Source organism: Herbaspirillum sp. RTI4, from assembly GCF_034313965.1.
Classification (GTDB): Bacteria; Pseudomonadota; Gammaproteobacteria; order Burkholderiales; family Burkholderiaceae_D; genus Herbaspirillum.
In genome coordinates this window covers 1,464,652-1,477,510 of record NZ_JAVIWQ010000002.1, presented here as the reverse complement: position 1 = coordinate 1,477,510, position 12,859 = coordinate 1,464,652, and the positions used below count along the sequence as shown (strand labels likewise).

Below are 12,859 nucleotides of genomic sequence, written 5' to 3'. Positions count from 1 at the left end.
TTGCGTGGAGCGCGTGAAAAGCTTATGCCACCGATTCGGCGGCCTGGTTTTGCAGCAGCGCCAGCAGACGAGCGACTTCTTCGCGCATCTTGCGACGGTCAACGATCATGTCAACCGCGCCCTTTTGCACCAGGAATTCAGCGCGCTGGAAACCCTCAGGCAATTTCTCACGAACCGTATTTTCAATCACACGCGGACCGGCAAAACCGATCAGCGCCCGTGGTTCGGCAATCACCACATCGCCCATGAAGGCGAAGGAAGCGGACACGCCGCCCATGGTGGGATCGGTCAGGATGCTGATGAAAGGCAGTTTCTTTTCCGACAATTTGGTCAGCATGGAGGTGGTTTTGGCCATCTGCATGAGCGACAGCAAACCTTCCTGCATGCGCGCACCGCCGGTGGCCGTCACGCAGATAAAGGGGATTTTTTGTTCCAGCGCCGTTTGCGCGCCGCGGGCGAAGCGTTCGCCGACGACCGAACCCATAGAGCCGCCCATGAAGGCAAACTCGAAACAGGCCACCACGACCGGCAAGGTCATGATCGCGCCGCCCATGACGACCATGGCATCGGTTTCGCCGGTGGCTTCCATCGCGTCTTTCAGGCGTTCCGGGTATTTTTTGCTGTCCTTGAACTTGAGCGTGTCGACCGGCAAGGTTTCTTGTCCGATTTCAAAGCGACCGCCTTCGTCGAGCAGGGAATCCAGTCGCGCACGGGCGCGGATACGCATGTGGTGACTGCACTTGGGGCAAACGTGCAGGTTGGACTCCAGATCGGTGCGATACAGCACTGCTTCGCAGGAGGGGCACTTGACCCACAAGCCTTCGGGTATCGACTTCCGGCTGGAGGAATCGTTACGTTGAATCTGGGGGGGCAGTAGTTTCTCAAGCCAGCTCATGAAGACCTCTTTCTGTTTTCAGGGTGGGGCATTGTATCAGAGGCCGTCTGAGGCAGACGGCGCGGGTCGGCTCAGGCATCCAATGCCTGCCGTACTTCAGTGACAAAGCGCTGCGCCGTGGCGGTTGCCTGGTCGTGCGGGGTGTTTTCCAGTTCCTGAATAATGCGGCTGCCAATGACCACACCGTCGGCAAACTGCGCCACGGCTCTGGCGGTTGCGCCGTCGCGGATACCGAAACCGACGGCAATCGGCAATTTCACATGCTGACGAATAGCGGCGATGCGTTCTTCGACTGCTGCGGTGTCGATATTGGCCGCGCCCGTCACGCCCTTGAGCGATACGTAATAACTGAATCCGCTGCTGACTAACGCCACCTGAGCGATGCGCTCGGGGGTCGAGGTCGGTGCCAGCAAAAAGATGGGGTCGAGACCGTTTGCCTGCATCTTGCGCGCAAATTCTTCGCACTCCTCTGGCGGATAGTCGACCACGATGGTGCCATCGACGCCAGCTTCTTTCGCCGCAGCAATGAAAGCATCCACGCCGAAACGCTCGATCGGGTTGGCGTAGCCCATCAGCACCACCGGGGTCGTGGCATTGGTTTTACGGAATTCCCGCACATAGCCCAGCACATCGCGGGTACCGACGTTGAATTTCAGCGCCCGTTCACAAGCACGCTGGATGACCGGACCTTCCGCCATCGGATCGGAAAACGGTACGCCCAGCTCCAGAATATCGACACCACCGGCGACCAGCGCATGCAGCAGCGGCACCGTCAGTTCCGGCGACGGGTCGCCCGCAGTAATAAAGGTAATCAACGCCTTGCGCTTTTGCGCGGCCAGTGCAGAGAAAGTAGCTTGGATACGGGACATGGTGGGGATGGTCAATCTGTTGTTGAAGGTAAAAAGCCGTCGCGCTCTTGCGTCGGAACCAAAATCACTGAGGAAGCCTGGCGAGCGACGCAAGGCGGGACCAGAGTCCGTGATTGCGTCGCTTGGTCGCTTAAACAGGCGTTTTCAAATGTTCCTGAACGGTATGCATGTCCTTATCGCCGCGTCCCGACAGATTGACCAGAATGAGACGGTCTTTCGGTAAGCTTGCTGCCAGTTTGGCGGCGTAGGCCAGCGCATGACTCGATTCCAGCGCCGGAATGATGCCTTCGATGCGGCAGCAGGTATGGAAAGCCGCCAGGGCTTCCTCGTCGCCGATGCAGACATACTGCGCGCGGCCGATGTCCTTGAGCCAGGCGTGTTCGGGGCCGACGCCGGGATAGTCGAGACCGGCCGACACGGAATGCGTTTCAATGATCTGTCCGTTGGCATCCTGTAGCAGATAGGTGCGGTTGCCGTGCAGCACGCCGGGCGTACCCAGCGTCAGCGAGGCGGAGTGACGGTCGCCGTCCAGCCCTTCGCCGCCGGCTTCGACGCCGATCAGTTGCACCTCGGGATAGTCGATGTAAGGATGGAAAATCCCCATGGCGTTGGAACCGCCGCCGACGCAGGCCATGACGTAATCCGGCTGGCGGCTGGAGATTTCCGGCATCTGCCACAGGCATTCCTTGCCGATGACCGATTGAAAGTCGCGCACCATCATCGGATAAGGATGCGGCCCGGCGACGGTGCCGATGATGTAAAAGGTGTCTTCAATATTGGTTACCCAGTCGCGCATGGCTTCGTTGAGCGCATCCTTGAGGGTCTTGGAACCGGATTCCACCGGCACCACGGTCGCGCCCAGCAGTTGCATGCGGTACACGTTCTGCATCTGGCGCTTGATATCGGCGCTGCCCATGTAGACCACGCATTCCAGGCCGAAGCGGGCGCAAATGGTGGCGGTAGCAACGCCGTGCTGACCAGCGCCGGTTTCGGCAATGATGCGTTTCTTGCCCATACGAACTGCCAGCAGCGCCTGTCCGATCACATTGTTGATTTTATGCGCGCCGGTGTGGTTGAGGTCTTCGCGCTTGAAATAGATCTGCGCGCCGCCGGCGATTTCCGACCAGCGTTTGGCGTGGTAAATCGGGCTGGGGCGGCCGACGAAATGTTTCAGTTCGCTATGGAATTCGGCCAGAAACTGAGGATCGTTCTGATAGTGCGCATACGCGGCGCGCAATTCGATGAGCGCGTGGGTCAGGGTTTCGGCCACGAAACTGCCGCCATAGGGACCGAAATGGCCTCGGGCATCGGGCAAGTCGTAATGGGCGGCTGGCTGTTCAACAGCGGCGGAGGTAGCGGATGACGTTGTCATGAGAAGTCCTTGAGCGTTACTGCATCGTCCGCGACTGGCGATATCGACGACGGATATAGGGATATCGACGGGTCGCGCAACGATGCAAATGAAAAAGTGTTTGTGTCAGCGTGATTGCTTGAGTACGGATGGTGTGCGTTGACCGGCAGCCACATCGGCTGCATCGGCGGCATGGACTGCGGCGACGAAGCTCTCGATCAGCGCAGGGTCCTTGATGCCTTTGGCTTGCTCGACGCCGCTGCTGACGTCGATCGCATACGGACGCACCCGCAGGACGGCGTCAGTGATGTTGCGTGCGCTCAAGCCACCACTCAAAACGACCCGAGGTGCGAGCTCTTCTGGAATGACAGACCAATCGAAAACCTTTCCACTGCCGCCGTATTGCTCAACGAGGGTGTCGAGCAGTAGTCCTGTGAAGTAGGGACTGGCGGACTGATAATCCCGCTCCCATTGTAACAAATCGGCCGCATTCGTTGCGGAACCGACGCGGGCCGCGCGCAGGAAGGGGCGCTTGACAGCGGCGGCGATGGCGGCGCACTGCTGCGGCGTCTCGTCGCCATGAAATTGCAGGACCGAAAGCGGCACGGAATCAAGCACTTGCGCCACGTAGTCCACATCGGCATTGACGAACAAACCGACGCTGCTGACGAATGGCGGCAGCGCTGCCGTCAGTGCCGCCGCTTGCGCTATTGTCACGCAGCGCGGGCTGGGGGCATAAAACACCATGCCGATCGCATCGGCACCGGCAGCGACGGCCGCAGCGACGTCTTCCGCGCGGGTCAGGCCGCAAATTTTGATTCGGGTACGGTGCAGGTTCATGGGCAGCTCACGGGACGATATCGGGGAAATGCGTAGAAACGACTCACGTTCAGGGCAAGTGCCGCTACTGTACTGGAATACGGAGAAGCTCGTCGCCATCGGATGGAGTGAGGTCTGGACTCACCACCACGGCCATACGGCAGGCGGCGGTCGGGGGAAATTCCAGTGCGGCGGGTAATCGACCCGGGCCAGATACAAACCATCGGCCATGAAGGTCGGCGCGCCCAGACTGCGCTTGCGCTGCTCAAGCAGATGCTGCATCCACTCCACTGGCTCACGGCCATTGCCGACATAAATCAGCGAACCGACGATATTACGCACCATGTGCTGCAGGAAAGCGCTGGCAGTCAGGGTCAGCACGATCATGTCGCCATGACGCTCTATATCCAGCCGCTGCAGATCGCGCACCGGCGTTTTGGCCTGGCATTCGATGGCGCGGAAGGCGCTGAAATCGTGTTCGCCCAGCAAAAATTGCGCTGCCGCCTGCATACGCCCCACGTCCAGCGGGCGAAAAGTCCAGCCGGCTTTGCCGACCAGCAAGGGGGCGCGCACCGGGTGGTTGTACAGCAGATAGTGATAAGTGCGGGTCAGTGCGCTGAAACGGGCGTGGAAACCGCCGCTGCGTTCATACACCGGCAAATTACCCGGCGGCAGGACGGACAACTCCGGCGGCGGGGGCGCTTCGCACGCCCAGCGCACGGCAATGCTCTCCGGCAAGAAGGCATTGACGCCACGCACCCAGGAATAATTGTCGCGCACGACGTCGGTATCGAAATGCACAACCTGCTCCAGCGCATGCACGCCTGAATCGGTGCGTCCGGCACAGGTGGTGGCAATCGGGGTCAGGGTGAAGCGCTGCAAGGCGGCTTCGAGCCGGTCCTGTACCGTCAGGCCATGCGGCTGTTTTTGCCAGCCCTGCCAGGAAGTACCGTCGTATTGCACGCCGAGCACGATGCGTTTGCCGCTGGTCGGAGGGGTGATAGGGGGCGCTATAGGAGATGCGATAGGGTGTGCGATAGGGTGTGCGATAGGGTGTGCGATAGGGTGTGCAGTAGGGTGTGCAGTAGGGTGTGCAGTAGGGTGTGCAGCTGGGTGTGCAATAGAGGATGCAAAAGCAGATGCAGCAGTCAGCGTGGTATCCATGTTCATCATCAGTTGCCCGGGACGGCGGCAGGCGTTCATGCCCCTGCCCCCGCCCGGCGCGAACTTACTTCAATTTATCGAGCATCGCCCGCGCACGTTCGAGCTGCACATTGCTGCCGCCGCGCATGACTTCTTCCAGCAATTCGCGCGCGCCATCCTGGTCGCCGATTTCCTGATAAGCAGCAGCCAGATCGAGCTTGGCGGAAATTTCGGCGCTGAACACTTCGTCCGAATCGGCTTCCGCGCCGTTAGCGCCTGCGGCCGGGGAATCCGCTTCGCTCATGTCGAGATCGATTTTTTCAACTGGCGGTGGGGCTGGAGGGGCTGGTGGTGGAGTCACCGGTGCTGGTGGTGGAGTCACCGGTGCTGGTGGTGGAGTCACCGGTGCAGGTGGCGGAGTTACCGGTGCTGGTGGCGGCGTCACCGGTGCTGGAGCTGGAGCTGCGGGTGCTGGTGGCGGAGTTACCGTGGCAGGTGCCGGCGGCGCGGGTGGTGGCGTCACCGGTGCCGGTGCAGCCGCTGGCGTTACCGTCAGGGGCTTGCCGTCATCTTCAAACTTGTCGAGATCGAGGTCAAAATCGATCTTGCTGGCGATTGGCGCTGGCGGTGGTTCTGCTGAAGCCGGTGTCGCTGCGGCAGCACCCAGATCGATGTTCAGTGCATCCTCATCCACCGACGGGGCCGCTGCGGGGACTGGCGCTGCTACGGGTACCGGTAAGGGCGGTGCGGCCATGGCGGCGTCTTCGAAAGCATCGGAGACGGCATTGTTGACGGCAAACGAAGATGGGCCGAGTTCTTTCGGTTCTTCAGGCTCAATCACCGGAATCGGTACTGCTGGTGCCGCTGGTACTACTGGTGCAACAGGTTCAGCCAGCACCGGAACCGCACGAGCGAAGAGCGCGTGCTGCGAATCGATTCCCTCACCCAGCTGCACTGTCTGCTCCCAGACCGGGCCTTTGCCGCCAGTCAGTGCGTGCAGTTTTTCGCCGGTCTTATCAAACGCCGGCACGTCGCCGCGCTGCGCATGGATTTCTGCCAGTTTCAGATGGATGGCGATGTTATCCGGCTCGGATAACAGCACGGCCTTCAGGATTTCCTCGGCCTGCTCATCGTGGCCTTCGGCGATATATCTTTGCGCTTCTTCGATAGGATCAAAGACTTCTTCCTCCCTGGCCGTAGTAGGCGGCTCTTCAGGGGCGCTTTCGGACATTTCGGAAGCAGGCGTTTGCATGACTTCGGATTCACTCTCGGCCGCAGGAGCGTGTTCTTCCTCTCCGTGCGGATCGGATGCGCCTTCCTGTATGTCTGGTTCGGCGTCCGCATTTTTCTTCCGTTTGCGCCAGAATATCAATCCTCCGAGCAATGCCAGCAGTGCAGCGATCCCGCCGCCCGCAGGCAAGAGCATGGGATTGCTACGCCAGCCGTCAAAAAAGCGCGCTGGCGGCTGCGGCACAGGCTTGGCCAACACGACCGCTGGCACGACAGGTGCCGGCAACGTCGGTTTGCTCTCAGGCGTTGTCTGGTCAGCAAGATTTTTATTCTTCATGTCCAGCAGCTTTTGCAAATCGCTGACATTTTTCTCGAGTTCGGCAACCCGGGCTTCTGCCTCGGCAGTTTCCTTGTCGGCGGCAATTTTCTCTACAGACGCACCGGCGGTTCCGGGCTTGTCGGCACCGGCTTTGGACAGTTGCAGACGATCTTCCCCGGCTTTCGCGGCAACGGCCGTATCTTCCACCTTGGCCGTAATTTTTCCACTGGCGCTTTGGGTGCTGGCAGCGGGTTTCTTGGCGGCGCTATTGGCGACCCGTCCGGCGAGCTTGGCGCGGTAAGCGGCGAAATCTTTCGCCTGTGCTACCACCTGGCTCGTCGCTGCGCTGTTATCAATCGCTGCTGCTGCGGCGGCATCCGGCAACTTCAATATCTGACCGGCGCGCAAACGACTCATGTTGTTGTCAACAAAGGCATCGGGATTGGCTTGGTATAAGGCGATCAGCATCTGATCGAGCGAAACGCCAGCCGGCTTCGTGCGCAAGGCAATGGCAGCCAAGGCATCGCCCGGTTTAACGCGATAGGCGTCGGACTTGGCATTCGATTTGGCGGCAGCGGCCCCGTTTGCTGCTTTGGCGGGGCCAGCAGAGGGTGCGGCATTCGAGGAAGAGGAGGAGGACGCGCTGCTGGCAGCTATATTCTGCGTTGGGGCAACATCGACGGACTGACTGGCGCTGGAAGGCATGTCGCCCTGCGCGGTTCTGCGCATGAGTTCGCGTGCCAGTTCGGAAGGCCCTGGATTGAGTCGAATGGTCGTTTGCGGCTCACCGTCCGCATTGTCGGTGGGCGTGATGCTTGCTGCCGTTTGGGCGCTGCCCGCACTTTGCGCAGCCAGAGGCATGCGCATGGCCGACGGTTCGATTTGCAGCGTGTATTCCTGCGTCAGACGGGTCGTACCCCCCTGCACTTCCAGCAGCATGTCAATCACTGGCTCATTGACTGGACGATCCGAGTTAATCAGGACGACGTAGCCGGAGCCGCGTTGCGTCACAGAAAACGAAAGGGAATTCAAAATCGGCTTGAATTCCCTCTTGGCGCGGGCAAATGCGGCCGCAGGAGCCAGCCATGCCGACAAAAATCCGGCTTGCGCTCGCGTCACGTCCGACAAGGGAATTTCAGCGCGCAGCGGCTGGCCTAGTGTCGAGAGTACCGTCAGTTTGCCAAGTTCCATGGCGCCGGCGCTGCCTGGAAGCGACAAGGCCAGGACAGTCGTGGCGCTCAACAGATGCAGGCGAATCAAAGAGGCTTTGCGAGGTGGGGTCGAATGCATTTGTCTCTGTAGTTAGTGATGCATTTTCAGGACACCGACGGTGTCCCTCTGGTCGCGTGCAATACGTACTGTCTATTCTGTGGTCTGCCCTGCGCTCAATCCTGCTGGCAATACCGGCGGAGCGGGCCGCCTGATCACGAATGAGGCATCAGAAAGCATCGTCACCGGCGCGCATATATCAGGCGGATATCAGACAAATCCGACCTCAAGATAGCATCGACGTCCGCGCAGCGCAATCTTGCCCGACAACAAGGCCGTACCCCTTATTTTTCCAGAATGATGCGCAACATGCGGCGCAGCGGTTCTGCCGCGCCCCAGAGCAACTGATCGCCGATGACAAACGCCGACAAATACTCCGGCCCCTGATTGAGTTTGCGCACCCGGCCAACGCCGACTTGCAAACTGCCGGTGATGGCGGCGGGAGTCAATTCCTTGACCGTCAGCGCACGCTCGTTCGCTACCCATTTGACCCAGGGATTCCCCGCGCGGATGATGGCTTCGATTTCCGCCAGGGGCAGATCGCGCTTGAGTTTGATGGTCAGTGCCAGACTATGGCAACGCATCGCGCCGACACGCACGCACAGTCCATCGATAGGGATGATGGCGTCGGTGTCGAGAATCTTGTTCACTTCGGCCTGGCCTTTCCATTCTTCCTTGGACTGACCGTTATCGAGTTGCTGGTCGATCCAGGGAATCAGACCGCCCGCCAGCGGCGCGCCGAAAAATTCGGTCGGCACCTCGTTACGGATGGTCGCTGCGACCTTGGCGTCGATATCGAGAATCGCCGAAGAAGGAGTGGCCAGTTCTGCCGCTACCGCCTGATGGATCACGCCCATGCCCTTGAGCAGTTCGCGCATGTGCGTCGCGCCGCCGCCGGAAGCGGCCTGATAGGTCATGGAGCTGACCCACTCCACCAGATTTTCGCGGAACAGACCGCCCACGCCCATGAGCAGGATGGAGTTGGTGCAATTGCCGCCGATGTAATTCTTGACGCCGCGTTGCAGTGCAGCGTCGATGACGTTGCGATTGACCGGGTCGAGGATGATGACGGCGTCGTCTTCCATGCGCAGCGTTGAGGCGGCGTCGATCCAGTAGCCGGTCCAGCCGGCGGCACGCAGCTTAGGGAAAATGTCGGTGGTGTAATCGCCGCCCTGGGCAGTAATGATGATGTCGCACTTTTTCAGCTCAACAATCTGATGCGCATCTTTCAGCGTGGCGTGGTTTTTTGCCACGGCAGGCGCTTTGCCGCCTGCATTCGAGGTGGAAAAGAATACGGCGTCGATATGCTCGAAATCGCCCTCTTCCTGCATGCGCTGCATCAGGACCGAACCCACCATACCGCGCCAACCAACCAAGCCTACGAGTTTCATCATCTATCCCTGCCAATAGGGACTGACCGTAATAGTCAGCCGTTACATCACTCAATGCGGTATTTACCGCCTTATTTGTTGCTTTATTTAATTACGCTGCCAGCGCCTTGACCACCGCATCGCCCATTTCACGCGTGCCGACACGGGTCGTACCGGCTTCGTGAATATCGACAGTGCGGAAACCCTGAGTCAACACTTTCTTCACCGCTGTTTCAATCCGGTCAGCCTGCTTCGGCTTGTTCAGGGAATAACGCAACATCATCGCTGCCGACAAAATCGTCGCCAGTGGATTGGCAATATCCTTACCGGCAATGTCAGGCGCCGATCCATGCGAAGGCTCATACATGCCCTGATTGCGTTCATTCAGCGAGGCCGAAGGCAGCATGCCGATGGAACCGGTCAGCATTGCCGCCTCGTCGGACAAAATATCGCCGAACATATTGCCGGTGACGATGACGTCGAAATTTTTCGGCGCGCGCACCAGTTGCATGGCGGCGTTATCGACGTACATGTGATCCAGCGCGACGTCCTGATATTCCTTATGCACCTCGGTGACGATATCTCTCCAGAACTGGAAGGTTTCCAGCACATTGGCTTTATCGACGCTGGTCAGACGCTTGCTGCGTTTTTGCGCTGCCTGAAAACCCACATGCGCGATGCGGCGGATTTCGCCTTCGGCGTAACGCATGGTGTCGAAACCTTCGCGCTGACCTTTGAACTGACCATCGGGGGCGCTGCGCACGCCGCGTGGCTGGCCGAAATAAATGTCACCGGTCAGTTCGCGCACGATCAGGATGTCCAGTCCGGATACGATTTCAGGCTTGAGCGACGAGGCGCCCACCAGTTCGGGATACAAAATCGCTGGACGCAAATTGGCAAACAGGCCTAGCTGTTTACGCAAGCCCAGCAGTGCCTGCTCTGGTCGCAGCGACCGTTCCAGCTTGTCGTATTTCCAGTCACCGACCGCGCCGAACAGGATGGCGTCGGCGGCTTTGGCCAGCGCCAGCGTGGCGTCGGGCAGCGGATGTCCGTGCGCTTCATAGCCTGCGCCGCCGACCAGCGCGGTTTCCATCTCGAATGGTTCATCGAGGCAATTGAGCACGCGCACTGCCTGCTCCATGATTTCAGGACCGATGCCGTCGCCGGGCAGAATAGCTATTTTCATAATGGGGAATGTATTCGTTAGTCAGAAGGAAAAACAGCGCAGTGAGCGCCTGATGCATTCAGAAAATGCCCGGTCATGTTTGCGTCATTAAAGAACGCTGAAGAACGCGGAACGACGCGGCCGGGGTGTTCAGATGGTCTAGATTGTATTGGCCAGCCAGGGTTGCTCTTGCAGCCGACGCTCTTCAAAGGCGCGGATTTTTTCCGCATTCAGCAAGGTCAGGCCGATATCGTCGAAACCATTCAGCAAACAGTATTTGCGGAATTCACCGATGTCGAAGGAAAACGATTGCGCGCCGTCCAAAGTGCCAATGCGCTGCTGTTCCAGATCCACCATCAGGCGAAAACCGGGAAAAGCCTTGGTTTGATCGAACAGCGTATCGATCTGCGCTTCCGGCAAGACAATCGGCAGCAATCCGTTTTTGTAGCAATTATTGAAAAAGATATCGGCAAAACTGGGCGCAACCACTACCCGGAAACCGAACTGCACCAGCGCCCACGGCGCATGTTCACGCGAGGAACCACAGCCGAAATTCTTGCGCGCCAGCAGAATCGAGGCACCTTGATAGCGCGCCTGATTGAGCACGAAATCGGGATTGAGCGGCCGAACGGCGTTATCCATGCCGGGTTCGCCGTGGTCCAGATAGCGCCACTCGTCGAACAGATTAGGGCCGAAACCGGTGCGCTTGATCGACTTCAGAAACTGCTTAGGAATGATCGCATCGGTATCGATATTGGCGCGGTCCAGCGGTGCGACCAACCCTTCATGTACGGTAAATTTATCCATCGTTTTTTCCCTGACCGGTGTTGTCTGGTTATTCAAGCAAGCGTGTCGGCTTACAGCCCGCGCACATCGACAAAGTGACCCGCAATTCCCGCCGCTGCCGCCATCGCCGGACTGACCAGATGGGTGCGGCCGCCCGCGCCCTGCCGTCCTTCGAAATTGCGGTTGGAGGTCGAGGCGCAACGCTCGCCCGGTTCCAGACGGTCGGCATTCATCGCCAGACACATCGAGCAGCCCGGCTCGCGCCATTCGAAACCGGCGTCGCGGAAAATACGATCCAGTCCTTCGCGTTCGGCCTGTTCCTTGACCAGCCCGGAACCGGCCACCACCATCGCCAGCTTGACGTTGGAAGCACGGAATTTGCCGCGCACCACCTGCGCGGCAGCGCGTAAATCTTCAATCCGCGAGTTGGTGCAGGAACCAATGAATACCTTGTCGATGCGGATATCGGCAATCGGCGTATTGGGCTTGAGTCCCATGTAAATCAAGGCTTTTTCCATGCCGTCGCGCTTGGTGGCGTCTTTTTCCTTGTCCGGATCGGGGACGCGGCTATCGATGCCGACCACCATTTCCGGCGACGTGCCCCAGGTGACTTGAGGCTGCACGCTGGCAGCATTGAGATTGACGACCAGATCGAACTTGGCACCGACGTCGGTATGCAGATCGCGCCACAGGCCGACCGCTCGTTCCCAGTGCGGGCCGGACGGCGCATAGGGCCGTCCTTTCAAATAATTGAGCGTGGTGTCGTCGAAGGCGATCATGCCGGCGCGCGCACCTGCTTCGATGGCCATATTGCAGACCGTCATGCGGCCTTCCATCGACAGCGAGCGAATGGTCGAACCCGCGAATTCGATGGCGTAGCCGGTACCGCCGGCCGTGCCGATTTTGCCGATCACGGCCAGCACGATGTCTTTGGCGGTGACGCCGGTCGGCAGCGCGCCGTCGATTTGCACCAACAGCGATTTGGATTTGCGCGCCAGCAGGGTTTGCGTGGCCAGCACATGCTCGACTTCCGAGGTGCCGATACCATGCGCCAGCGCCGCGAATGCGCCGTGGGTGGAGGTATGCGAATCGCCGCACACCACGGTCATGCCGGGCAAAGTAGCGCCCTGCTCGGGTCCGATGACGTGGACGATGCCTTGTCGGCGGTCGTTCATGCCGAAATAGGTCAGGCCATATTGCTTGGCGTTGGCGTCCAGCGTCTCTACCTGCAAACGGGAGATAGGATCGGCGATGCCATTGGCGCGGCCGGTAGTCGGGACGTTGTGGTCGGCCACCATCAGATTGGCGGCATTGCGCCAGGGTTCGCGGCCAGCCAGCTTCAAACCTTCAAAGGCTTGCGGGCTGGTGACTTCGTGCAGCAGATGGCGGTCGATATACAGGGTGGCTGTGCCATCTTGTTCCGTATGGACGACGTGCGATTCCCACAATTTGTCGTAAAGTGTCTTGAGCATGATTCAGTCTCTGGTAAAACAAGCTAAGGCCGGACAAACCGGCGAGGAAAATTCTCGAATTTTCTCGAAATGGTCAACGATTATGCCATACCCGTGCCCTATGGCAGCGGGTGTAAGCGTGGGTAACCGACCCTACTGCGACTGAATCCGACAAAAACACGGAAAAATCAT

10 protein-coding genes are annotated in these 12,859 nt (G+C 59.3%); all 10 read right to left on the bottom strand.

Annotation, left to right across the window (positions count from 1 at the left end):
- Positions 1 to 22: 22 nt before the first annotated feature.
- The 10 genes from accD to leuC all read right to left on the bottom strand — a co-directional run bounded on the left by accD (position 23) and on the right by leuC (position 12,688).
- Positions 23 to 895 carry an acetyl-CoA carboxylase, carboxyltransferase subunit beta gene (gene accD, locus RGU70_RS06880; protein WP_322208651.1) on the bottom strand — a complete coding sequence of 291 codons (873 nt, stop codon included), beginning with the start codon at positions 893 to 895 and terminating at the stop codon, positions 23 to 25.
- Positions 896 to 966: 71 nt separating this feature from the next.
- Entirely contained in the window at positions 967 to 1,764 is a 798-nt protein-coding gene (trpA, locus tag RGU70_RS06875) for a tryptophan synthase subunit alpha (RefSeq protein WP_322208650.1), read from the bottom strand.
- A gap of 130 nt (positions 1,765 to 1,894) precedes the next feature.
- Positions 1,895 to 3,136: a tryptophan synthase subunit beta gene (gene trpB, locus RGU70_RS06870; RefSeq protein WP_322208649.1), complete on the bottom strand. Its 1,242-nt coding sequence runs from the start codon at positions 3,134 to 3,136 to the stop codon at positions 1,895 to 1,897.
- Between the two features lie 105 nt (positions 3,137 to 3,241).
- Positions 3,242 to 3,955: a phosphoribosylanthranilate isomerase gene (locus RGU70_RS06865; RefSeq protein ID WP_322208648.1), complete on the bottom strand. Its 714-nt coding sequence runs from the start codon at positions 3,953 to 3,955 to the stop codon at positions 3,242 to 3,244.
- A 120-nt stretch (positions 3,956 to 4,075) separates the two neighbouring features.
- Positions 4,076 to 5,137: a tRNA pseudouridine(38-40) synthase TruA gene (locus RGU70_RS06860; protein WP_322208647.1), complete on the bottom strand. Its 1,062-nt coding sequence runs from the start codon at positions 5,135 to 5,137 to the stop codon at positions 4,076 to 4,078.
- 25 nt (positions 5,138 to 5,162) lie between these two features.
- A complete protein-coding gene (locus RGU70_RS06855; protein ID WP_322208646.1) occupies positions 5,163 to 7,916 on the bottom strand; it encodes a FimV/HubP family polar landmark protein in 2,754 nt (917 codons plus the stop codon).
- A gap of 263 nt (positions 7,917 to 8,179) precedes the next feature.
- Positions 8,180 to 9,286, bottom strand: a complete 1,107-nt coding sequence (gene asd, locus RGU70_RS06850) for an aspartate-semialdehyde dehydrogenase (RefSeq protein WP_322210728.1) — start codon at positions 9,284 to 9,286, stop codon at positions 8,180 to 8,182.
- A gap of 91 nt (positions 9,287 to 9,377) precedes the next feature.
- Positions 9,378 to 10,451: a 3-isopropylmalate dehydrogenase gene (leuB, locus tag RGU70_RS06845; RefSeq protein ID WP_322208645.1), complete on the bottom strand. Its 1,074-nt coding sequence runs from the start codon at positions 10,449 to 10,451 to the stop codon at positions 9,378 to 9,380.
- A 138-nt stretch (positions 10,452 to 10,589) separates the two neighbouring features.
- Positions 10,590 to 11,237: a 3-isopropylmalate dehydratase small subunit gene (gene leuD / locus RGU70_RS06840; RefSeq protein WP_322208644.1), complete on the bottom strand. Its 648-nt coding sequence runs from the start codon at positions 11,235 to 11,237 to the stop codon at positions 10,590 to 10,592.
- A 50-nt stretch (positions 11,238 to 11,287) separates the two neighbouring features.
- Positions 11,288 to 12,688 carry a 3-isopropylmalate dehydratase large subunit gene (gene leuC, locus RGU70_RS06835; protein WP_322208643.1) on the bottom strand — a complete coding sequence of 467 codons (1,401 nt, stop codon included), beginning with the start codon at positions 12,686 to 12,688 and terminating at the stop codon, positions 11,288 to 11,290.
- Positions 12,689 to 12,859 lie beyond the last annotated feature (171 nt).

Bases quoted from the DNA above. Each gene is read 5' to 3' on its own strand.
- accD (WP_322208651.1), bottom strand. From the start codon at position 895: ATGAGCTGGCTTGAGAAACTACTGCCCCCCCAGATTCAACGTAACGAT.
- trpA (WP_322208650.1), bottom strand. From the start codon at position 1,764: ATGTCCCGTATCCAAGCTACTTTCTCTGCACTGGCCGCGCAAAAGCGC.
- trpB (WP_322208649.1), bottom strand. From the start codon at position 3,136: ATGACAACGTCATCCGCTACCTCCGCCGCTGTTGAACAGCCAGCCGCC.
- RGU70_RS06865 (WP_322208648.1), bottom strand. From the start codon at position 3,955: ATGAACCTGCACCGTACCCGAATCAAAATTTGCGGCCTGACCCGCGCG.
- RGU70_RS06860 (WP_322208647.1), bottom strand. From the start codon at position 5,137: ATGAACGCCTGCCGCCGTCCCGGGCAACTGATGATGAACATGGATACC.
- RGU70_RS06855 (WP_322208646.1), bottom strand. From the start codon at position 7,916: ATGCATTCGACCCCACCTCGCAAAGCCTCTTTGATTCGCCTGCATCTG.
- asd (WP_322210728.1), bottom strand. From the start codon at position 9,286: ATGAAACTCGTAGGCTTGGTTGGTTGGCGCGGTATGGTGGGTTCGGTC.
- leuB (WP_322208645.1), bottom strand. From the start codon at position 10,451: ATGAAAATAGCTATTCTGCCCGGCGACGGCATCGGTCCTGAAATCATG.
- leuD (WP_322208644.1), bottom strand. From the start codon at position 11,237: ATGGATAAATTTACCGTACATGAAGGGTTGGTCGCACCGCTGGACCGC.
- leuC (WP_322208643.1), bottom strand. From the start codon at position 12,688: ATGCTCAAGACACTTTACGACAAATTGTGGGAATCGCACGTCGTCCAT.